Genomic DNA, 20,667 nt, shown 5'->3' on the forward strand with positions numbered 1-20,667 from the left:
AAAATGGGTCTAGGAACCTGGGCAGTCATAGATATTGAAACCACAGGGATTCATCCAGCAACCGATGAAATTATCGACCTGGGATTTTTGCAATTTGAAGGGACAAAATTAGTCAGGACTTATTCTTCCCTGGTGCGTCCAGAAAATCCGGTTTCTAGTTTCATCACAAAGTTGACCGGGATCACAAATGATCACCTGAAAAAGGCCCCATTGTGGACCCAAGTAGAGCAGGACCTTCTCACCTTAGAGGCCCACTCACTTCTGGCCCATAACGCTAATTTCGAAGAAAGCTTTTTAAAACGCTACTTCGATAAAATTCCAAGCCCGAATGGCCGTGAGAGTTATCACGATTCACTTTTTTATCTGGCACTTTTGTTTCCTGAAGCTTCAACACTTAATTTGGAAAGTTTCATCAACCAGTTGGGAGTTGCTGACAAGGAAGAGCACAGAGGTCTGGCCGATTCTCGCGATCTTTTAAAGGTCCTTCTTCTTGCGACTTATCTCACTCATCAGGACAAAGAATTCAGAATGAAACTATCTGAAGTTTTGATGGAGTTCCCGTCGGAGTTTTTCTACCGCCAGTTCTTTATGCTTAAAGCGGAAGAGCTGGAAGAGATCGCTGATCAGATTGATTATCCTCTCATTGAGGCCTCAAAACGTTATCTTATCGCCAACAAGGTAGAGCCTTTGAAGGTAGATAAGTTTGATAAATTCTCAAATGATTTTTCAGGTCAGAACATTCAAAATATTCTTCGAGCTGAGAAAGATATTAATGAGGTACTACCTTATTACAAATATCGTGCGGCCCAAGAATCTCTTTCATTAAGAGTGGGACAGGCCTTTAAAAATGGTATTCATGCTCTTATTCAGGCGCCTACTGGTACCGGTAAGACCATGGGTTATTTGTTGCCTTCATTTTTATTCTCAAAAGCGTTTAAAGAAACATGTCTGGTAGCAACTGGAACAAAGACTTTACAAGATCAGGCGTTGGCAAAAGACGTGCCTCAAATGAAGCGTCTTTTAAATTTAGGACCTGAAACAAAAGTGGTGAAGCTCGTGGGTTCTAGTAACCACCTGTGTGAGCTTCTTTTTAGAGAAGATAATAATGAAGAGCCGACTTTCATTACACCTTTTGGTGAGACCTTCACTAAAGCGTATTTTGAAATGCTTTTCTTCTATAACTCACGTGTGCCATATGAGAAAAAACTTACGCGTGAACAGATACCTTTCATTCTTAAAAAACTAGCACCTGAGCTGGCAGAAAAAGATCAAAACTTAGCGGTGGATTACCGCGCCTGCGCGGGCCAGAACTGCCCACTTGTAAATGAATGCTCATATCAACAGGGACTTCGTGAAGCAAAAGAAGCGCAGCTGATTATTGGTAACCATGCCTTGATGCTTAACTGGCCAAGAAGTATTCCGCGTCCGCAGTTTATTGTGGTGGACGAGGCCCATCGTTTGGAACATGAAGCAACCAAGGCCTATAGCCTTGAGGTTCATCATAAAAGCATTGAGTCTTTGTTGAAGAACATGCCGCAAGGGATGGGGGCGCTAATTTATCTTCTGAATAGTATGGAAGATGAATTCGCGGTGGAGAACACCATTCAAACTCTTCGCGACCAGACCCAGTTTAGTCTTAAGATGCTTCGTGATCACTATGATTCACTCCCAGGAGTGGTGGAAGCGTTCTTTAAGAAACTTCCGAATTACAGTCCGGCCTACTCCAATGAACTTCCGTTCCCGAAAAAGTCGGAACTCAAAGATCAACTGGCCGCCGCTATTTTAAATCATATTGAGAGCATGAACTTCATCTTTGAGACTCTTTATAATCTCTATATGCCGTTCATTTCTCGTTGGGAAAACCGTGATTTTAAGAATGAACCTCAGAAGTTAAAGGCCTGGGCGGTCTTTGAAACCAACTTTGGTTCACTTGAAAAGCTCCATGCTTCGTTTAAGCACTATATTGAAAATCCGGCCGACTGGTCGACCATCATTAAATACTCTGAAAGCGATAGCTACAGTTTTGAATCTTCACCAATTGATGTGGGTAAAAAGATCCACGATGAACTTCTGATGATGAGTACGTCGGTGGTCTTTACTTCTGCGACCCTCGGAAACGCTTCTGGCGACTCCGGAGTGCAAGGAGTGGAGTGGATGACGGGATACACTTATCTCGCTCCGGAAAAACGTTTTAAGACCGGTCTCTATCTCGAGGCCGTTTACGATTATAAGAACAATTCAAAAGTGTATCTGTGCCCGGACACGCGCAATATTTCGGACCCACTTTTTGTGCCAGAGCTTCTTGCCGAGGTAAATCCTCTTATCACCAAACTGGGCGGTAAAACGCTTCTACTTTTCTCTTCACGTCTTCGTTTTGAGCAGGCAAGTGAGATCATTCTTCGTGAGTTCGAAGGGAAAATTCCTGTGTTCGTTCAGGGCCTTGGAAAAAATGTGGTGGAAGAGTTTAAAAAAGAAGAAGGCGCGATTCTAATCGGGATGGAAAGTTTTGGAGAGGGAATTGATATCCCAGGAGAAAAACTTTCATTTATCGTGGTAGATAAAATTCCGGATGTTCGTCAGGATTTAGTGATCCAAAAACGTCGGGACTTCTTCGAATTTAAATTCGGAAATGAATTTAACGATTATTTCCTGGCCCATCGGACTCGTTCGCTTCACCAGAAGTTTGGGCGTCTCCTTCGTTCGGAAAAAGACCATGGAGCTATTTTGCTAGTGGATAACCGAGTGAAAAAATGGAAAGGGAATACACTCAAGACTTTCCAGAAATTGATGGAACCTTATCAGATTATTTCTGTTCCTTTAAAGGACGCCACTCATCAGATCGCTGATTACTTTAAAGTTTAAATATTTTTCTTCAGATTTTTAATCACAATGCGCTGGTCCCCATGAACAAGTTCATAGGGGATCGCATAGTGCTTACTTAAATAAATATTCACCGGTTGTTCCGCTCCGGCATTAGAAGTATCAAATTCATAGAGGCACAAGTGGCTTGCCGAAAGCGGACTATTGTTCAGTTTATAATCCTGCATCTCACGGGTCCTAAATTCCGCATAAACGATTTTCTCGGTCGGTGGTGAGACATAGGTCCAGTCGTTGTCTGAACTGAGTAAAACAACCGGGCTTCTACCTGTCGCATCAAACTTCTTCGATAAAGTAAACATTCCTGCGGTGCTTACGGCCGGCGAAGTTAGATAGTGCTTCGCGCTAATGTTTCTGCTAAACTCCTGGGTGTTTTGAGAATTTTGAAATGAGTATTGGAGTTCCAAATTCGGCACGTCCAGTTTGTAGGCTTCCTGCGCGTACCTGTTTCCAATAGATTTCTCAATTCGCACAAATGTAGGGATATAGTGCTGGTTCATTTCATATCTCACCAGAATTTTTAAGAATTCGCCGGTTTCAATCCTCGAGAGAATTTCGGCGTAAACATGAAAACTCTGCTGTTCAGGCATGTGGACCAGTTTAAAGTTCTCCTGCGAGTAGTTCACCTCTTTTTGGTAATACAAGTAGGAGCCTTCAAGAAGAATTTCTGCATTTTGTGACATGAATTAACGGTATTGTAAGGAAATCTTACTGCCAAGAGTTAAAGTTTAAAAAACCGGCCTTAGAAAATTATTGTTAGCCGACCCAAACTCTTGAAATTTCTCTTTTGAAACATTGAGTTTGTGGGTGGTGAATGATAAGTTTTAGCCATTAAATTTTAATATAGGGTGCTTATGTCTCTTCCAATCGAAGGTTCTTTGAATTATTTGGCCGTTTTGATTCTTATGATCATCGCGGTTGTGTTGTCAGTAGTAATTATCGGTTTGAACAAATTGACCGGTAGGAAACCATCAGAAATCACACGTAAGAAGTACGACACTTACGAGTGTGGTGTGGGGTATGAAGGAAGTGCTCACCAGCAGTTCTCAGTTCGTTATTACCTCATCGGTATCATCTTCCTTCTGTTCGATGTTGAAGTTGTCTTCATGTACCCATGGACCCTTGCTTATCAAACTTATTTAAAATCTGGCCCAGTTATCCTTTTGGAAATGGGACTTTTCTTCGGGCTGCTGTTAGGCGGGTATTTCTACCTTCGTCTACGTGGCGCTTTGAACTGGGATTAGGAGCATATTTATGTCAAAAGACGGAAGTTCATTTTTCTTTCCTACGCTTCTAAGTGAAGCTGCCAAGTGGGCCCAAAAGAACTCACTATGGCCAATGACCTTTGGTACCTCTTGTTGTGGTATCGAAATGATGACGACGATTGGTACGACTTACGACCTTTCTCGTTTCGGTGCAGAGGTTGTGCGTTTCTCTCCTCGTCAGGCAGATATGCTGATCGTTGCAGGGACAATCACAACTAAAATGGCGCCAGTTCTTCGTACCATCTACGATCAAATGCTTGAGCCTAAATGGGTTATCGCGATGGGTGCTTGTTCATCTTCAGGCGGTATCTTTGATACATACTCAGTTCTTCAAGGGATTGATGAAATCATGCCAGTGGACGTTTACGTTCCAGGCTGTCCTCCAATTCCAGAAGGTCTTATTCACGCAGTAATGCACCTTCAAGGCATCATCGACAATGGTCTTGAAAGAAGACCTGCTGAACGTCCAACTTACGAAGATGCAATGAATGCGATGACCTTCCGTAAAGGTGTTGGTTATGACATCAAGGCCAACTTCGTTATGTCTCAGGACTACATCGATGAGCAGAAGAAGATGAAGCAGGAGCTTAAGTAATGAGAACAAATTCAAATGCTTTAGGCGCTCCATTCATTGAAACACAAGCAAAAGTGCTTGCTCACCTGACTGAGAAATACGCTGCTAACAGAAAAGTTGAAGCAGACAAAGTAGGGGAGCCAATCATTTGGGCAAGAGGTCCTGAAGACGCGAAAAAACTAGTTCGCGCTTTCATGGCAGATCCTAATACTAAAATTGATTTCCTTTCAGACCTAACAGCTTACGACAATAAAGACGGTGAAGATGGTGACGAGCGTTTCGTTCTTGTTTACCAACTTTATTCTCTAGAGCTTCACACTCGTATCCGTGTGAAGTGTCTTCTTGGCGAAATTCAGCCAGCAGAAACTCTGGTTGATATCTGGGAAGGTGCGAACTGGCTTGAAAGAGAAGTTTACGACATGTTTGGAATCAAGTTCAACGGTCACCCGAACCTTCGCCGTATCATGATGGATGAGCGTTTTTCTGGTCACCCTCTTCGTAAAGAGTACCCGATTAAGCAACGTGAGGGCTTCAGCGATAACATCGCTTTCCACCTGGGCGCAAACCCTCTTGAAGTCTCTACTCATGTTCAGATCAGTGAGGAATCAAAATGAGTGATTTACTAGCTACAGAACAGAACGATCTGTATAACCCGAACGTTCTTATTAATATTGGTCCTGCTCACCCTGCGACTCACGGAACACTTCGTGTTATGTGTCGTATTAACGGTGAGACAATTGAAGATGCTAACTGTGAAATCGGTTACCTTCACCGTGGTATTGAAAAACTAGGTGAAGAGAAAACGTATCACCAGTGGATGGTTTATACTGACCGTCTTAACTACTGTTCAGCTCTTAACAACAACATCACTTACGCCATGACAGTGGAAAACCTATTCAACATCTCAGTGACTGAGCGTTGTATGTGGATCCGTGTTATGTGCATGGAGCTTTCTCGTATTATCGACCACATCGTTTGTATCGCTGCAAACGCTCTGGATCTTGGTGCGATGACTGTGTTCTTCCACCTTATTCACTGGCGTGAAGAGGCCTACACAATGATTGAATCAATGTGTGGTATGCGTCTGACAACAACTTATGCCCGTATCGGTGGTATGAGCTACGATCTTCCAGACAATTTCACAGAAAGACTTTGGAAATTCTGCGAAGACATTCCTAAGACTCTTGATGAAGTAGAAGGTCTCCTAAATGCTAACCGTATCTGGATCGACCGTACTAAAGACGTTGGTGTTATCAATAAGACTGACGCTCTAAGATTGAACGTAACAGGTCCAACTCTTCGTGCTGCTGGTATCGACCACGATCTACGTCGTGACCGTCCTTACTATGTATATCCTGAACTAGATTTCGATGTTGTTATCGGATCTAAGGGTGACGTTTACGAGCGCTACCTTGTTCGTATGGAAGAAATCAGACAATCAGTTCGCATCCTTAAGCAGTGTAATAAGCGCATTCCTGCTGGTCCTCTATGGGTAGACGACAAACGCGTTCGTATCCCGGACAAGATGGATGTTTATACAAAGATGGAAGTTCTTATCCACCACTTCAAGATTTTCATGGAAGGTATCGATGTACCGAAAGGTGAAGCATACACGGCCACAGAAGGTCCGAATGGTGAAGTTGGTTTCTACATCGTAAGCCGTGGCGGTCCTAAAGCTTGGCGTATGCGTGTGAAATCTCCATCGTTCATTCAGTTCCAGGCCTTTGAGAACACAATCAAAGGTGGACGTATCCCGGATGCGATTGCTCACCTTGGTTCGGTGAACATCATCGCCGGCGAATTAGATCGTTAAGAGAGAGACACATATATGGCACTATCAGAAAAAATTAAAAACACGATTAACGGGATTCGACACCAGTTCCCGACTGAACAGGCCCTTCTTCTTCCAACACTTCACGAAGTACAAAACGAGAAGGGATGGGTATCAATGGATAGCATGAGAGATATCGGGGAATTCCTGAATCTCCCTCTGTCTAAAGTAAGAGAAGTGGCGAGCTTCTATACTATGTACAAGCTTGAGCCACAGGGGAAAGTGGACGTACAAATCTGTACGAACATTTCTTGTTGGTTGAACGGTGCTGATAAGCTTGTTTCATGCGCTTCTAAAAAGCTTGGCATTCATGCTGGCGAAACAACTAAAGACGGTAAATTCACTCTTTCACAAGTAGAGTGTCTTGCTGCTTGTGGAACAGCTCCGGCCATGATGATCAACGAAGACTATCACGAGAATCTTACTGAAGAGTCTCTTATTAAGATCCTTGATCAGGCCAAGTCTGACCTAGATTCTGGAAAAATTGTTGGTAAAGACACACGTAAAGATGGAGTTTGGCCATGATGTACAATAACGAACATTTCGAGCCGGTAATCACGCCAAACGTTGATAAGCCTAATTGCGAAACAATCGAATTCTATATTCAACACGAGAACGGTTATAAGGCGCTTGAAAAAGCACTTAAGATGAAACCGGCAGAAGTAGTAGACGAAGTTAAGAAGTCTAACCTTCGTGGTCGAGGTGGAGCGGGATTCCCAACTGGTATGAAGTGGTCATTCATGCCTGCTAATCCAGTTGATGCTAACGGAAACCCAAAGCCGAAATACTTAGTATGTAACGCCGATGAAGGTGAGCCTGGTACTTTTAAAGACCGTCTTATCTTCACAAAAACTCCTCATAGAATGATTGAAGGTATGATCATCGCTGGTCACGCCATCTCTTCTAACAAGGGTTTCATTTATATCCGTGGAGAGTGGTTCAAAGAAGCCCGTCTTATGCAAAAAGCAATCGACGATGCTTACGCTAAGGGCTTCCTTGGTAAGAACATTCTTGGCACTGGTTTCAATTATGATCTAGTGATCTATAAAGGTGCCGGCGCTTATATCTGCGGTGAGGAAACTGCTCTTCTTAACTCACTTGAAGGTAAGCGTGGTGAACCACGTCTTAAGCCACCGTTCCCGGCACAGGTTGGTGCCTATGGCATGCCTTCATGTGTAAACAACGTAGAAACTTTCGCAGCTGTTCCATATATCATTGAGAAGGGCTGGGAAAAATACGCGAAGATGGGTACTGAGCGCTCAGGTGGTACACGTATGATCGGTGTTTCTGGTCACGTGAACAAGCCGGGCGTTTATGAGCTTCCAATGAACCTTTCAATCAACGACATCATCGAAATTGCTGGTGGCGTGAAGGGTGGAAAACTTAAAGCAGTTATCCCTGGTGGTGCTTCTGCTCCAATGCTTCGTGCAGACGAATGTCACGTTCTTACTGACTACGATTCACTTGCAAAGGCCGGAACAATGGCCGGTTCAGGTGGTCTTATCGTTATGAACGATACTGTAAACATCGTTGAAGCAACTTATACACTTTTAAAATTCTATGAACATGAATCGTGCGGTCAGTGTTCTCAGTGCCGTGAAGGCTCACACTGGTTGGCCCGTATGTTCAAACGCATCCTTGATGGCGGCGGTACTCAAGACGATCTTGATTACATTGCTAAAATCTGCGGAAACATGGCCGGTCAAACGATCTGTGCTTTCGCTGACGCTGTAACAGGTCCGGCCCTATCTTCTGTTCGTAAATTCCGTGCTGAATTCGAAGAGATGGTAATGAAGGGCGGTCTTAAAGGAATCGGAAGAGAAGAATCCGTATCTCATAAAATGGTTGGTGCCCATGTCTAATACAGAAATTGAAATCAAAAAGCAGAAGATGGACCTGAACTACGCTTCTAACAAGAAGCCGGTTCACTCTGATCCGTCTCCGGACGCGAAGCCACTTCCAAAAGTAACTATCGACGGCAAACAGTATGAGTTCAAGCCAGGCGATACAATTATGGAAGTTACTGAGCGCTATAAAATTAACGAAGACATCCCTCGTTACTGTTACCACCCAGGTATGCCAGTAGCGGGTACTTGTCGTATGTGTACTGTGGAAGTAGAGAAGGCGCCAAAACTTATGACGTCTTGTTCAACTCCTGCTGCTGACGGCATGGTTGTTCATACTCGTTCTGAAAAAGTTATGAAGTCACGCACTGGTGTGATGGACATGCTTCTTACGAACCACCCACTTGATTGTCCAGTTTGTGATAAAGCAGGTGAGTGTAGCCTTCAGGACTATAACTTCGAGTACGGTCCTTCGAAGTCTAACTTCAAAGAAGAAAAACGCGTTTACGAGAACGCCACTACGAAAAAACTTTCAGACAAGATCACGCTTAACATGAACCGTTGTGTTCACTGTGAGCGTTGTGTTCGTTTCACTGATGATGTGACAAAAACAAACGATCTCGTGATGGTTAACCGCGGCTGGCACAAAGAGCTTGAAGCGACAGATCCTGAAAAGGGCCTGACTAACGATTATCAAGGCTGTCTAACTGACTTCTGTCCAGTTGGTGCTCTTACAATGAACGATTTCCGCTTCCAAAAGCGTTCTTGGTTCCTGGATAAGAAGGCCTCTGTTTGTGACCGTTGTTCTAAAGGCTGTAACATCGAAGTTCACTCGGATAAAGACATCGTTTACCGTTATGTTCCTATTCACAATGAAATGGTTAACGGTCACTGGATGTGTGATGAAGGTCGTCTTTCTTATAACGATCTTATGAATCCTATGAGAGTGATTTCTCCACTTCTTAACCACAATAATTCTCTGACTTCTACTTCACTTGAAACTCTTCTTGGCGAAGTTAAGAAAGCAGTTGCGGCCGCTGGTTCTGTACAAGTGGTTGTTGGTACGGATGCTACTCGTGAAGAAGCGGCTCTTCTTAAAGAGAAAATGCCAGTTGTGTTCAATAAGTCTGTGGCGGTTGCTTACCACTCTGGATTTGTAACAACATCAGCTGAAGATAAGAAGATTGATAACCTTCTTCGTATGGCTGACAAAACTCCAAATACGAAAGGTGTAGAAGAGCAAGGTCTTGCTCCTCTAGCGGGCGGCGAGGCCAATGCTGACCTTGTGATCCTTTTCAGAAACGGCCGCGCTGGTGTGCCTAAAATGAAGGCCGACCAGAAGCTCGTTCTTTGGGGCGTTTGGAGCTTTGAAGATATCAAAGCACTTCCTTCTAAGAACATCGTTGGTGTGATCCCTGGTCTCGCTACGATTGAAAAGTCTGGCAGCTTTAAAAACGCTGACGGCATTGTACAGAAGTTCCACCCTGCTATCACCCACCGTGGTGGAGCTGTTTCAGCCCACCAAGTTGTTGGTGCATTGAAATCTAACTAAGAGTTGGTGATATGGAATATTTTGATTTTATTCAGCTGATTGCAAAAATTCTTTTCGTGGTTGCCGTGTGCTTGTCGGTAGTACCAGTGATGGTATGGTTCGAGCGCCGTGGTTCTGCATGGATGCAAGGTCGAGTAGGCCCTAACCGTGTTGGACCGTTTGGTCTTCTTCAACCGCTTGCCGACGTGTTCAAGTTCTTCTGTAAAGAGGACTTTACTCCAGGTAACGCTAACAAATTTTATTACTACCTAGCTCCAATGGTGGCCTTGATTGCACCTCTATGTGCACTTGCAGTTATCCCATTCGGTAGCAAGGCCATCATCATGGGCCAGGAAGTTAACCTTCAAATTGGTAACTTCGATTCAGGTGTAATTTTCATTCTTGCTTTCGCAGGTCTTGAAGTTTACCCACTGATTCTTGCTGGTTGGGCATCGAAGAATAAGTACTCGGTACTTGGTGCTCTTCGTGGTTCATCACAAATCGTTTCGTACGAAATTGCTATGGGTCTGGCACTTCTATCTATGATGGTGGTGTACGGTTCATTTAATCCGCACGATATGGTGTCTTGGCAGCAGAAGCACTACTGGGGCGCTTTAATCAACCCAATCGGTGCTCTTGTTTTCTGGATCTCGATTTTCGCAGAAACCAACCGTCTTCCTTTCGACTTACCTGAAGGGGAGTCTGAAATCGTTGCTGGTTATCACCTTGAGTATGGTGCGATGAAATTCGCCCTGTTCTTCATGGCCGAGTACGTGGCAATGATTATGGCATCTGCTCTCATCGCGACTCTGTTCTTCGGTGGATACGGAATCCTTCCAGGAATGAGCTTTGCGATCAATATGATTGTAGAACAATTCGGTTTCGGTGAAGTTGGTCTTCAAAACACTACTGCAGTGTTTGAGTTCCTAAGCTTCTTCCTGAAAGTTGCCGTGTTCATGTTCATTTTCGTATGGGTACGTTGGACACTTCCTCGTTTCCGTTTTGACCAGCTAATGGATTTGGGTTGGAAGATCCTTTTCCCGCTGTCACTTATTAACCTTGTGGCCGTCACTCTTGGCGTCTACTTTTTGAATCAATAGGAGGGCTTTGTGGGAACTATCAATATTTCAAAGAAGTACACCGCTAAAGAAAAAGCCTACATCCCGGCAATTCTTGTTGGTCTGAAGATCACAATGAAACACTTCATTAAGGGTTTCTTTTTCAGACACCACAATACTGTTATGTATCCTGAAGTGAAGCGTGATTACTCTGATCGTTTCAGAGGTAAGCACTTCATCTCGGTTGACGCTAATAAAACTGAAAACTGTACTGCTTGTTATCTTTGCGAAACGATCTGTCCAGCTGAGTGTATCCACATCGTGGCAGATGAGCGTGAAGAAGAAAACAACGTTTACGGAGTGAAAAAAGAGAAGAAGCCTGTAAGCTTCGATATCGATGCTCTTCGTTGTTGTTTCTGTGGTTTCTGTGAAGAAGCTTGTCCAAAAGACGCGATCAAGCTTTCTGGTAACTACGAAATGGCGGTATCTGCACGTCAGGACGCGATCTATGACCTAGATATCCTTAAGCGTGATATGAACGGCAGAAAAGAAAAAGCTGAGGTGAAGAAATGAATCCAGTTATCTTAATTCTGGGAGTTGTCTCAGCGATTCTTGCAGTTAATATGCTTCTTGCTAAAAACCCGATCACATCTGCGATGAGCCTTCTGGGTATCCTTCTGATGTCGGCCGGTATTTACGCTATGATTGGTGAGCACTTCATCGCGACTATTCAGTTAGTTGTTTATGCTGGTGCGATCATGGTTCTCTTCATTTTCTCAATCATGCTTCTTAACCTTTCTGATTCTGAAAGCGAACTTAAGCGCAACCCTGGTGTCTTCGCAGGTGCCGTTGCTCTAGGTCTTGGTCTTTTCGGATTCATTGCTTACGCCATCAACGAGCACTTCCTGAATCACCGTAATGACGTGATTCCTGGCAAGTTCACTCCGGAAGTTATCAACCAACTTGGTGGTAACTCGAAAGTTATGGCCCACTCTCTGTTCACTCAATACTACGTTTCTTTCGAAGTGATCACTCTGGCACTTCTGGTTGCGGTAGTAGGAGCAGTAGTACTAGCAAAAAGAAAATTTGATTAAGGTATTATTATGACAAACGAATTATTCATTCAGCTTTTGGCGGCCTTCCTATTCACAATGGGTGTGCTAGTGGTTCTTCTTCGTCGGGACACCATCATGGTGCTTATGGGGATCGAGCTTCTTCTTAATGCTGCCAACTTATCACTGGTCGCTTTCTCGAAGACGAATGCCATGATTGATGGTCAGCTTCAGGTGCTTTTCGTAATCGCACTTGCGGCTGCGGAATCGGCGGTAGGTCTTTCGATTCTGGTAAACCTTTACCGGAATTTCGGATCGATCAAAACTCAAAACGCAACAACTCTTAAAGGATAATGAACGTGGAAACGATGAACTCCCTGCTACCACTTCTTATTTTAATCTCTCCTTTGATCGGTTTCTTGATCAACGGTGTGGTTCTCCCGCTAAAGCTTAAAGGCTTTGCTAAGACCGATCCAAATGTTGCTGGTGGTTTCGCCACTTTCTTCATTTTCTTGTCTTTCGTGATGGGCTGTATTGCTTTCTCACAACTGACTGGATCAACTTCTGAAAATCCTTCTGTTTATACCTATGTGTTTCAGTGGTTTGATTTCGGTGGTCTGAATATTCCTTTCGAGCTTCGTATTGATAAGCTTTCAGGAATTCTGGTTCTGATCATCTCAGGTGTTGGAACTCTGATTCACCTTTACTCAACAAGCTACATGCACGATGAAGAGTGTGTTGGTCGTTACTTCTCATATCTGAACCTCTTCTGTTTCTGTATGTTACTTCTCGTTATGGGTAACAACCTTCCACTTCTTTTCTTCGGATGGGAAGGTGTAGGTCTTTGTTCATACCTTCTAATCGGTTTCTGGTACACAGACACTGAAAAAGCGAACGCTGGTAAAAAAGCTTTCGTGGTTAACCGTGTAGGGGACCTTGGTTTCCTTATCGGTATGTTCCTTCTTTTCCGCGAACTAGGAACTCTATCTCTGACTGAAATCAACGCGCTTCTTGCTGATCAAACAGTAGTTGCTCGTATCATGCCTTCAGTAACTCTGATCTGTTTGTCACTTTTCGTAGGTGCTACAGGTAAATCAGCTCAGATTCCTCTTTATGTATGGCTTCCAGATGCGATGAGCGGTCCGACTCCAGTTTCTGCTCTTATCCACGCTGCTACCATGGTAACTGCTGGTGTTTATATGATCGCTCGTCTGAACCCTCTGTTCGAGCTTTCTCCGGTTGCTCTTGAAGTAATTGCTCACGTTGGTGCTTTCACGGCCCTGTTCGCTGGTTCAATTGCCATCGCTCAGACCGACATCAAAAAAGTTTTGGCCTACTCAACTGTTTCTCAACTTGGTTTCATGTTCCTTGCTTGTGGTGTTGGTGCTTACCAAACTGCAGTATTCCACCTAATGACTCACGCTTTCTTTAAAGCGCTTCTGTTCCTAGGTTCTGGTTCAGTGATTCACGCTTGTTCGGGTGAACAAGATATGACGAAGATGGGTGGACTTAAGAAGTATTTACCTCATACGCACTTCACAATGCTTATTGGGTCACTTGCTATCTCTGGTATCCCGTTCTTCTCAGGTTTCTTCTCAAAAGACGAAATCCTTTATTCTTCAATCGCGCTTCCTGGCGGCGTTTCATACCTGTTCCTTGTGGGTGTTCTAACAGCTGCTCTAACTGCGATTTATACAGGTCGTATGATGTCTCTTACTTTCTACAGTGAAGAGAGAATGTCTCATGATGTGAAACATCACCTTCATGAGTCACCAGCACTTATGACTTTCCCACTTTACGTTCTTGCATTCCTCGCAGCGTTCGGTGGATTCCTTGGTGTGCCTCACTTACTAGGTGACTACCTTGGACATATGCCTCACTTCCTATCTCACTGGCTGGCCCCAGTGGTTCCAGCGAAGCACCTTCCTCTGGTTGGTGTGAAAATGCCTCTTCACGAGGGTGTTGTTATGGCCGGTTCTTCAGTGATCGCCATTGCTTCATTCTTTGGTGGTGTAGCTCTGTTTAAGAAGATCACTTTCATCTCTGATCTAGTGAGCGGTCTTGCTCCGGTTCAGAAGCTTCTTTCTAACAAGTACTACATTGATGAGCTTTACGGCCTAATCGTTGTAAATCCAGTTAAGAAGATCGCAGCTTTCGCAGCTGGAATTGTGGATAAGTATGTTGTTGATGGTGCCGTTAATGGTCTAGGCCGCGGAGTTCGTGCTGTAGGTTCTACTCTTCGTGCAGTTCAGACTGGTGACCTTCAGACATACGGGCTCATGATGCTAGGAGGAGTACTCCTGGTAGCGCTCTTTATTTTTAAAGTACTGGTTTAAGGAATATTGACATGGAAAATTCTTGCTTACTTTCATGGATCATTTTTACGCCGCTTCTCTTCGCGTTCCTGGTAATGATTTTACCAAAGAGCATGGAGCATCTTTTTCGTAAGATCGCTTTAGTTCAAACGCTAGTAAGTGCGCTTATTGCTACTTATCTCTACGCTAACTTCGATGGCGGAGCTGCTGGTGCTCAATTCGTTCACCTGGTTCCTTGGCTTCCGGAGTGGGGGATTAACTACCTTGTTTCAATCGACGGTATCAGCCTTCCACTAGTAATGCTTACGGCATTCGTTGGTCCGGTTGCTATTTTGGGAACTTGGCCGGATCTTTCTCACGGAGCTCAGCTTAAGAAAGAGAAGTTTTTCGTTATGTGTATCATGGCCCTTCAAACGGGTATGTATGGTACGTTCCTATCTTCTGATATCTTCCTTTTCTACTTCTTCTGGGAAGTGGTTCTGATCCCGATGTTCTTCATGATCGGTATTTGGGGCGGTAAAGATCGTATCTACGCAACTGTGAAGTTCTTCCTTTACACAATGGTGGGCTCACTTCTTATGCTTGTTGCGATCTTCTGGATGCTTAAGACATCTGCTGAAGGTAATGGAAATCCATCTGCTGATTTCGCAACTCTTTCAACTCTTAACTTCGCTTTTGACGGTTCTTCTCTGGGTGCTGCACTTATGTCGCCGCAAAGCTTATTGTTCTTGGCCTTCGCGCTTGCTTTCGTGATCAAGGTTCCAATGGTTCCTTTTCACACATGGCTTCCGGATGCTCACGTACAAGCTCCAACTGTTGGTTCAGTGTTCCTGGCCGCAGTTCTTCTTAAAATGGGTACATACGGTCTTATGCGTATCGCGATCCCGATGTTCCCACAGGCCGCCTTCTACTTCTCACACGTGTTCATCGTGCTTGGTGTGATCGGTATCGTTTACGGCGCTTTCTGTGCTCTTGCTCAGACAGATTTTAAGAAACTGGTTGCTTACTCTTCAGTTTCTCACATGGGTTACATCGTCGTTGGCCTTTTCTCTTTCCAGAAAATTGCCATTGCAGGTTCTCTTTATCAGATGATCAACCACGGTATTTCTGCCGGCGGTCTATTTATGGTAGTAGGGTTCCTTTATGAAAGACTTCACACTCGTAACCTTGAAGACTTCGGTGGGCTTGCGAAAGTTGTTCCATTGATGGCGATTGGTTTTATGATCATGACTCTTTCTTCGGTTGCTCTTCCTGGTTCAAATGGTTTCGTAGGGGAATTCCCGATCCTTCTTGGTGCTTTCCAAGTTCACCCGCTCTACGTTCTATTCGCTGCGACTGGTGTGATCTTTGGCGCGGTTTATGCTCTAAAAGCTTACCAAATGGTTATGCTAGGGCCAAAAACTCGTACCGACCTTGATCAGCTTCACGATCTTAACGCTAGAGAAATTATTGCTATGGGTGTGTTAACAGTGTTCGTTTTCGGAATTGGTTTCTTCCCGAAAACGTTCTTCTGGAAATCAGACGCTGCCCTAGATGTTTACTCGAATAATCTCATTCAGAAAGTAGGTACATATGCTACTAAATGAAGTTTTCCCTCTAAATGCACTTAGTGGTGTTGAACTACTAAGTCTTACTCCGCTTTTCATCCTTGCTGTTGGCGCTATCCTGTCGCTAATCGTAGGAACACATAAAGAGAAAGGTCACACTTTCGCTTTCGGTGTGGCGTTTGCTTCTCTGGTTTCTTGCTTGTTCGTATACGCTTCGACAACAACGCTTCCAGATGTATCAATCCTAGGTGAAACTCTGATCTTTAACCCGTTCACAAAAACGATTGCTGCTATGGCGGTGGGTTTTGCTTTGATCGCGGTTGTTTTGACTTACGGTCAAGATAAGAAAGAAGGTCTTCTTTCTGAGATCTATGCTCTTATCCAGTTCTCAACTGCAGGTATGATCCTGATGATGACGACTCAGCACCTTCTGTTCTTGTTCATCGCCCTTGAGATTATGTCTCTGGCGATCTACATCATGGTGGCGATGAGACGTTCAAGCCGCTTCTCAGCTGAGGCCGGTCTTAAGTACTTCATCCTTGGTGGTCTAGCTTCTGCATTCCTTCTTTACGGATCATCTCTTGTCTTCGGTGCAACTGGTTCGTTCCAACTTGGTACGATCCACACGTTCCTTCTAGCTCATAACGAGCCTTCGTTCATTTTCTACGTTGGTCTTGGCATGGTTCTAGTTGCGATGCTTTTCAAAGTTGGTGCGGTTCCTTTCCACGGATGGGTTCCTGACGTTTACCAAGGTGCTGCTACAAACGTAACAGGCTTCATGGGTGCTGCGGTTAAGTTCACGGCCTTCATGGCCCTTGCTCGTATTTGTCAGAACCTTGTGTTCGTAGACAACATCGTGGCGCTTAAGTGGTTTGAAACAACGATCTACGTAATCGCTGCGGCTTCAATGATCTATGGTAACTTCGTGGCGATTTCTCAGAATGAAATTAAGCGTATGCTTTCTTTCTCTACGATCGCACACACTGGATACCTTCTTCTTGGTCTATACGCGATGAAACTTGGTGAAGAGTCTGCTCAATCAGTTCTTCTTTACTTGTTCTTCTACGCTGTAGCGAACCTTGGTGCTTTCGCGGTCATCTCTCAATTCGAAGAGAAGAACCAGAAAGACCTTACTTTCGATCAGATTTCAGGCATGGGGGCAAAGCACCCGGTTCTAGGCGCTTTCTTCACTCTGTTCCTTCTTTCTATGGCCGGTATCCCACTGACTTCAGGGTTTATCGCGAAATACGGTCTATTCAGTTCAGCGGTTTATGCCGGAGAAATTCCTCTGGTTGTGATCGCGGTTCTAACGTCGGTAGTTTCGGTTTACTACTACCTACGTGTGATCGTTTATATGTTCATGAAAGATACAACTTCTGAAGCTGCGACTTACCAGGGCCTTAAAGGTGCTGGTCTTGCCGCTTTCTTATCAGCTGCTGCGACACTACAGTTCGGTCTTTTCCCAAGAGCGATCATTAGTTTCGTAAAAATGATTTCTAAGTAAGAGGACGATATGATTGCTAAAAAAATTACTTATCGTGGAAATTTTAATAATGAAACTCTTGGTGATATCTTCAATATCACTCGTAATAACGAGATCACAGGTCTTGTTAAAAAAGTAAGTGATCAGGAAGTGGAACTTAGCCTTGAAGGTGATTCTGCTCAGATCAAACTTATTCAGCACCAGATTGAACGTAAGGTGAAGACGGCGATTAAAGACAAGTCGATCGAATCAATTCCTTACCAATACTATGTTGGTGTTACTCTTCTAGCTTAGCCATTAAAAAGGCCCCATTTCTGGGGCCTTTTTTTTAGAAGTGTGCGATTGCGCCGATAGTGAACATAGAAGCATCTCTTACCGTGCTTCCTGTATCTTTCAAGAAGGCCTTATCATCAGCATGATTGCCTCTATATTCCAAATACAAGTTTAAGTTTTTATCAATGGCGATTTTATCTGTAAGCGTGATTGAGTTCACTCGATTAGCAGTTTTAAAATCAGCGGCCCCATTAATGGCATTGATATTATCCGCTCCTGTAACGTGCTCATATCTTGCTGCAAAGTTGTGAATGCCCAAAGTGTAGGCGAGAGTTCCTGAAAGCGATTGTGTGTAAAGTAGTGCCGAGTTTTTTGTGTCTGATGTGCGGTTCTCAAAAGTCGCGACGAACGTAAAGTCTTGCCAGAACTTATATGAAAGCCAAACACTTGCTCCCGTATTATCAACTTTTTCTGTGGCGTTTGTATCTCTTGAAGTGATGTAACCCGCAAACCATGTGAAGTCCTGAATCGTTCCGGTTAAAGAGACCTCAGTTGCCTTCGATGTGCTGTTATCATCACCAAAAGAACTATTTGCGAAACGATTATATGAAGAGAGATTCACAGTGAGATATTTATGCGCAAAATATCTAGCTCTTAAACCGTCTGCATAACCTGGATAAAGTGTTTGTCGAGAGATCGTATAGTTGTAAGTCAGGTTGTTTGTTCTGAAGGGAGATTCATAACCCATCGTCGTAAGGAAACGACCAAATCCTACATCAAGTTTAGGAGAGACCTTATAAAAAACTTCCAGCTGATAAAGAACACCAAGGTTCGCTGTGTTTTGATTTCCATTTGTATCGTAAGTCGTTGGTAGATAAAAAAGTCGGCTGAAGAATGACAACTTCTCAACGTCCTTTTTTAGAAGGAGCTGAGCATAGTTGAAACGATATTGATTATCTTTTCCACCACCGGCGCCTGGAATCGCTTCGTCTCCAGTAGAAACCAGATTGTAATCAAAGGCGGCCTCTCCTCCAACATTGAGACCCTCGAGTTCATACGCATAAGCATTAGAGAAAATTAATCCGGCCAATAGGAGAAGTTTCTTTTTCAAAGTAATTCCTTTTTAAAGTGATTTTTGAATTCTCAGGGGGCACTGACCTCCTTTGGAAGTAGGCAAAAATTGACCAAATGTATTCAAACAAACGTTTCATTAGTCTCAATCCTTAGAGAGACAACCTTAATTTCTTAATTTCCCTTTAGGTTTACTGATGTCAATTTTTTAAGTTCCGATATGATGAATTACAAAAGGTGAGGTAACCAACATGGATGTTTTTGCAAAAGTTAAATGGCTTAATGCTTGTTCAATTGCTTTGATCGTTGCTTTGTATGTGTGTCTTAGCACTTCTTTCTACTATCAAAAGCAACTAACAAACTCCTATGAAAAGAAAGAACTTTCTCTTCGACTTGCTCAGGAGTTTAAGAATGAATCTGCTGGTCTGACGAAGGCCGCTCGTACGTTCGTAGTAACGGGTGAACCAAAATATGAACAGGAGTATTTTGATATCATTGCCGTTCGTAACGGTGATAAGGCACGTCCGGATGGAACAAAAATTTCTGGAACTCAGAGGATGAAGGACGCTGGTTTCTCTGATGAGGAATTTAAACTTCTTGCTGAGGCCCAAAAACGTTCAGGTGATCTGGTCTTAACTGAGACAATCGCAATGAATGCCGCCAAAGGGCTTTTCCAAGATGCCTCTGGTAATTTCACTGTAAAGAAAGATCCTGATTTCGAAATGGCCAGAAAGCTTATGCATGATGAAAAGTACCATGAGTACCTGAATCATATTGCTGAACCAGTAAAAGAATTTGAGCAGGCCTTAGATAAGAGAATTGAAGACCTCGTGTCTGCTGCACAATTATATGCTAATTTGGCCCTCGGAAGTATTGCGATCATGATTATCGGTCTCTCACTTACAATGTATCTTGCTTCAAGAGCATTAAGAGATGGTATCAGACAGCAAACAGAATCTCTGACAGAGTCGTATTCTCAAATTCGTCTTCTGATTACGAACCTCTCTGGTGCAAGTTCAGAGCTTTCAGCTGCTTCAACCGAATCTGCTGCCTCTCTGGAAGAGACAGTTGCCTCACTAGAAGAGTTTTCAAGTATGATTAAACTCAACGCAGAGAACGCGAAATCCGCTTCTGAGCTGTCTAATATCTCTAAGACGGCCGCAGAAGAGGGAAGTCAGGAAATTAATGTTCTTATGAAGTCTATGGATGAAATCGTGACTTCTTCAAAGAAAATGGAAGAGATCATTTCAGTCATTAATGATATCGCTTTCCAAACTAACCTTCTGGCCCTTAACGCTGCTGTAGAAGCTGCACGTGCCGGTGAACAAGGTAAAGGCTTTGCGGTAGTTGCAGATGCTGTAAGAAGTCTTGCTCAAAGAAGTGCGACTTCAGCAAAAGAAATTTCCGATCTTATTTCGGCCAGTGTGACACAAATTGAGCAAGGTCAACATGTGGCCCAATCAAGTTCTACAGTTTTGAAGAAAATTGTGGATTCAGTAAATAAAGTAGCAAGTCTTAATGATGAAATTGCTACGGCCAGTGTAGAGCAGAGTAATGGTGTGAGCCAGATTTCTCAGGCCATGAACCAACTTGATCATGTGACTCAAAGTAACGCTGCTTCTTCTTCAACGATCTCTTCTGCCGCCGCGGAGCTGGATGAGTCGACTGAGAATTTAACGGCCACAATCACAAACCTTGCTAATCTAACAGGTCTTAAAACTGCTGGGTTCGAGCACGATCGTGCTCCAAGAATGAGAAGACACTCTTCAAACGATCACGTTCCACAAGTTGGATAATTTAAAATCTTTATAAGGAGAGGTTCGCCTCTCCTTTCTTACTTAAGAAAAAAGAACTGCTCTCGTTTACTGGTGTTGGGTTAAATAATTTTTTCCTTAACACCAGTAAGTTTTTATCAAGTCTCGCGTTACATCCTCTTTAACTTTCAC

Annotated in this window: 18 protein-coding genes and 1 pseudogene; 17 read left to right on the top strand and 2 right to left on the bottom strand. The window is 43.6% G+C overall.

Annotated elements, in window-relative coordinates; genetic code table 11:
- Positions 1-3: 3 nt before the first annotated feature.
- Positions 4-2,862 carry a helicase C-terminal domain-containing protein gene (locus tag ACJVC5_RS09130; RefSeq protein ID WP_408099066.1) on the top strand — a complete coding sequence of 953 codons (2,859 nt, stop codon included), beginning with the start codon at positions 4-6 and terminating at the stop codon, positions 2,860-2,862.
- On the opposite strand, the gene ACJVC5_RS09135 is transcribed toward ACJVC5_RS09130, so the two are convergent.
- Complete coding sequence (locus ACJVC5_RS09135) at positions 2,859-3,560, bottom strand: hypothetical protein (RefSeq protein WP_408099067.1); 702 nt, start codon at positions 3,558-3,560, stop codon at positions 2,859-2,861. The genes ACJVC5_RS09130 and ACJVC5_RS09135 overlap by 4 nt on opposite strands.
- Positions 3,561-3,731: 171 nt before the next feature.
- On the opposite strand from ACJVC5_RS09135, the gene ACJVC5_RS09140 reads away from it, so the two are divergent.
- The 15 genes from ACJVC5_RS09140 to ACJVC5_RS09210 are packed head-to-tail and all read left to right on the top strand — an operon-like array spanning position 3,732 to position 17,671.
- On the top strand, positions 3,732-4,121 hold the full coding sequence (locus tag ACJVC5_RS09140; protein WP_408099068.1) for an NADH-quinone oxidoreductase subunit A: 390 nt from the start codon (positions 3,732-3,734) through the stop codon (positions 4,119-4,121).
- A 10-nt stretch (positions 4,122-4,131) separates the two neighbouring features.
- The gene (locus tag ACJVC5_RS09145) at positions 4,132-4,737 is read left to right on the top strand and encodes an NADH-quinone oxidoreductase subunit B (protein ID WP_408099069.1); all 606 of its coding nucleotides are present in this window, start codon (positions 4,132-4,134) and stop codon (positions 4,735-4,737) included.
- The gene (locus ACJVC5_RS09150; RefSeq protein ID WP_408099070.1) at positions 4,737-5,330 is read left to right on the top strand and encodes an NADH-quinone oxidoreductase subunit C; all 594 of its coding nucleotides are present in this window, start codon (positions 4,737-4,739) and stop codon (positions 5,328-5,330) included. The genes ACJVC5_RS09145 and ACJVC5_RS09150 overlap by 1 nt, the downstream gene beginning before the upstream one ends.
- Positions 5,327-6,529: an NADH dehydrogenase (quinone) subunit D gene (gene nuoD, locus ACJVC5_RS09155; protein WP_408099071.1), complete on the top strand. Its 1,203-nt coding sequence runs from the start codon at positions 5,327-5,329 to the stop codon at positions 6,527-6,529. The genes ACJVC5_RS09150 and nuoD overlap by 4 nt, the downstream gene beginning before the upstream one ends.
- A gap of 15 nt (positions 6,530-6,544) precedes the next feature.
- The gene (gene nuoE, locus ACJVC5_RS09160) at positions 6,545-7,072 is read left to right on the top strand and encodes an NADH-quinone oxidoreductase subunit NuoE (protein WP_408099072.1); all 528 of its coding nucleotides are present in this window, start codon (positions 6,545-6,547) and stop codon (positions 7,070-7,072) included.
- Complete coding sequence (nuoF, locus tag ACJVC5_RS09165) at positions 7,069-8,409, top strand: NADH-quinone oxidoreductase subunit NuoF (protein ID WP_408099073.1); 1,341 nt, start codon at positions 7,069-7,071, stop codon at positions 8,407-8,409. The genes nuoE and nuoF overlap by 4 nt, the downstream gene beginning before the upstream one ends.
- Positions 8,402-9,943, top strand: a complete 1,542-nt coding sequence (locus ACJVC5_RS09170; RefSeq protein ID WP_408099074.1) for a 2Fe-2S iron-sulfur cluster-binding protein — start codon at positions 8,402-8,404, stop codon at positions 9,941-9,943. The genes nuoF and ACJVC5_RS09170 overlap by 8 nt, the downstream gene beginning before the upstream one ends.
- A gap of 11 nt (positions 9,944-9,954) precedes the next feature.
- On the top strand, positions 9,955-11,022 hold the full coding sequence (gene nuoH, locus ACJVC5_RS09175; RefSeq protein WP_408099075.1) for an NADH-quinone oxidoreductase subunit NuoH: 1,068 nt from the start codon (positions 9,955-9,957) through the stop codon (positions 11,020-11,022).
- 9 nt (positions 11,023-11,031) lie between these two features.
- On the top strand, positions 11,032-11,553 hold the full coding sequence (locus tag ACJVC5_RS09180; RefSeq protein WP_408099076.1) for a NuoI/complex I 23 kDa subunit family protein: 522 nt from the start codon (positions 11,032-11,034) through the stop codon (positions 11,551-11,553).
- Complete coding sequence (locus tag ACJVC5_RS09185) at positions 11,550-12,074, top strand: NADH-quinone oxidoreductase subunit J family protein (RefSeq protein ID WP_408099077.1); 525 nt, start codon at positions 11,550-11,552, stop codon at positions 12,072-12,074. The genes ACJVC5_RS09180 and ACJVC5_RS09185 overlap by 4 nt, the downstream gene beginning before the upstream one ends.
- 9 nt (positions 12,075-12,083) lie before the next feature.
- Entirely contained in the window at positions 12,084-12,386 is a 303-nt protein-coding gene (gene nuoK, locus ACJVC5_RS09190; protein ID WP_408099078.1) for an NADH-quinone oxidoreductase subunit NuoK, read from the top strand.
- On the top strand, positions 12,386-14,368 hold the full coding sequence (gene nuoL / locus ACJVC5_RS09195) for an NADH-quinone oxidoreductase subunit L (protein WP_408099079.1): 1,983 nt from the start codon (positions 12,386-12,388) through the stop codon (positions 14,366-14,368). Before nuoK ends, nuoL begins: the two co-directional genes overlap by 1 nt.
- 11 nt (positions 14,369-14,379) lie before the next feature.
- Positions 14,380-15,933: a complex I subunit 4 family protein gene (locus ACJVC5_RS09200; protein ID WP_408099080.1), complete on the top strand. Its 1,554-nt coding sequence runs from the start codon at positions 14,380-14,382 to the stop codon at positions 15,931-15,933.
- Positions 15,920-17,398, top strand: a complete 1,479-nt coding sequence (locus ACJVC5_RS09205; RefSeq protein WP_408099081.1) for an NADH-quinone oxidoreductase subunit N — start codon at positions 15,920-15,922, stop codon at positions 17,396-17,398. Before ACJVC5_RS09200 ends, ACJVC5_RS09205 begins: the two co-directional genes overlap by 14 nt.
- Before the next feature lie 9 nt (positions 17,399-17,407).
- Positions 17,408-17,671, top strand: coding sequence for a hypothetical protein (locus tag ACJVC5_RS09210; protein ID WP_408099082.1), 264 nt, complete (start codon positions 17,408-17,410; stop codon positions 17,669-17,671).
- A 34-nt stretch (positions 17,672-17,705) separates the two neighbouring features.
- Here the strand turns inward: ACJVC5_RS09210 and ACJVC5_RS09215 are convergent, their stop codons facing one another.
- Complete coding sequence (locus tag ACJVC5_RS09215; protein WP_408099083.1) at positions 17,706-18,761, bottom strand: outer membrane beta-barrel protein; 1,056 nt, start codon at positions 18,759-18,761, stop codon at positions 17,706-17,708.
- 1,150 nt (positions 18,762-19,911) lie between these two features.
- Here ACJVC5_RS09215 and ACJVC5_RS09220 point away from each other — a divergent pair.
- A pseudogene (locus tag ACJVC5_RS09220) lies at positions 19,912-20,517 on the top strand (methyl-accepting chemotaxis protein); the annotation flags it as partial.
- Positions 20,518-20,667: the final 150 nt, after the last annotated feature.

The organism is Peredibacter sp. HCB2-198 (assembly GCF_045999315.1).
In the GTDB taxonomy this organism is placed as follows: Bacteria; Bdellovibrionota; Bacteriovoracia; order Bacteriovoracales; family Bacteriovoracaceae; genus Peredibacter.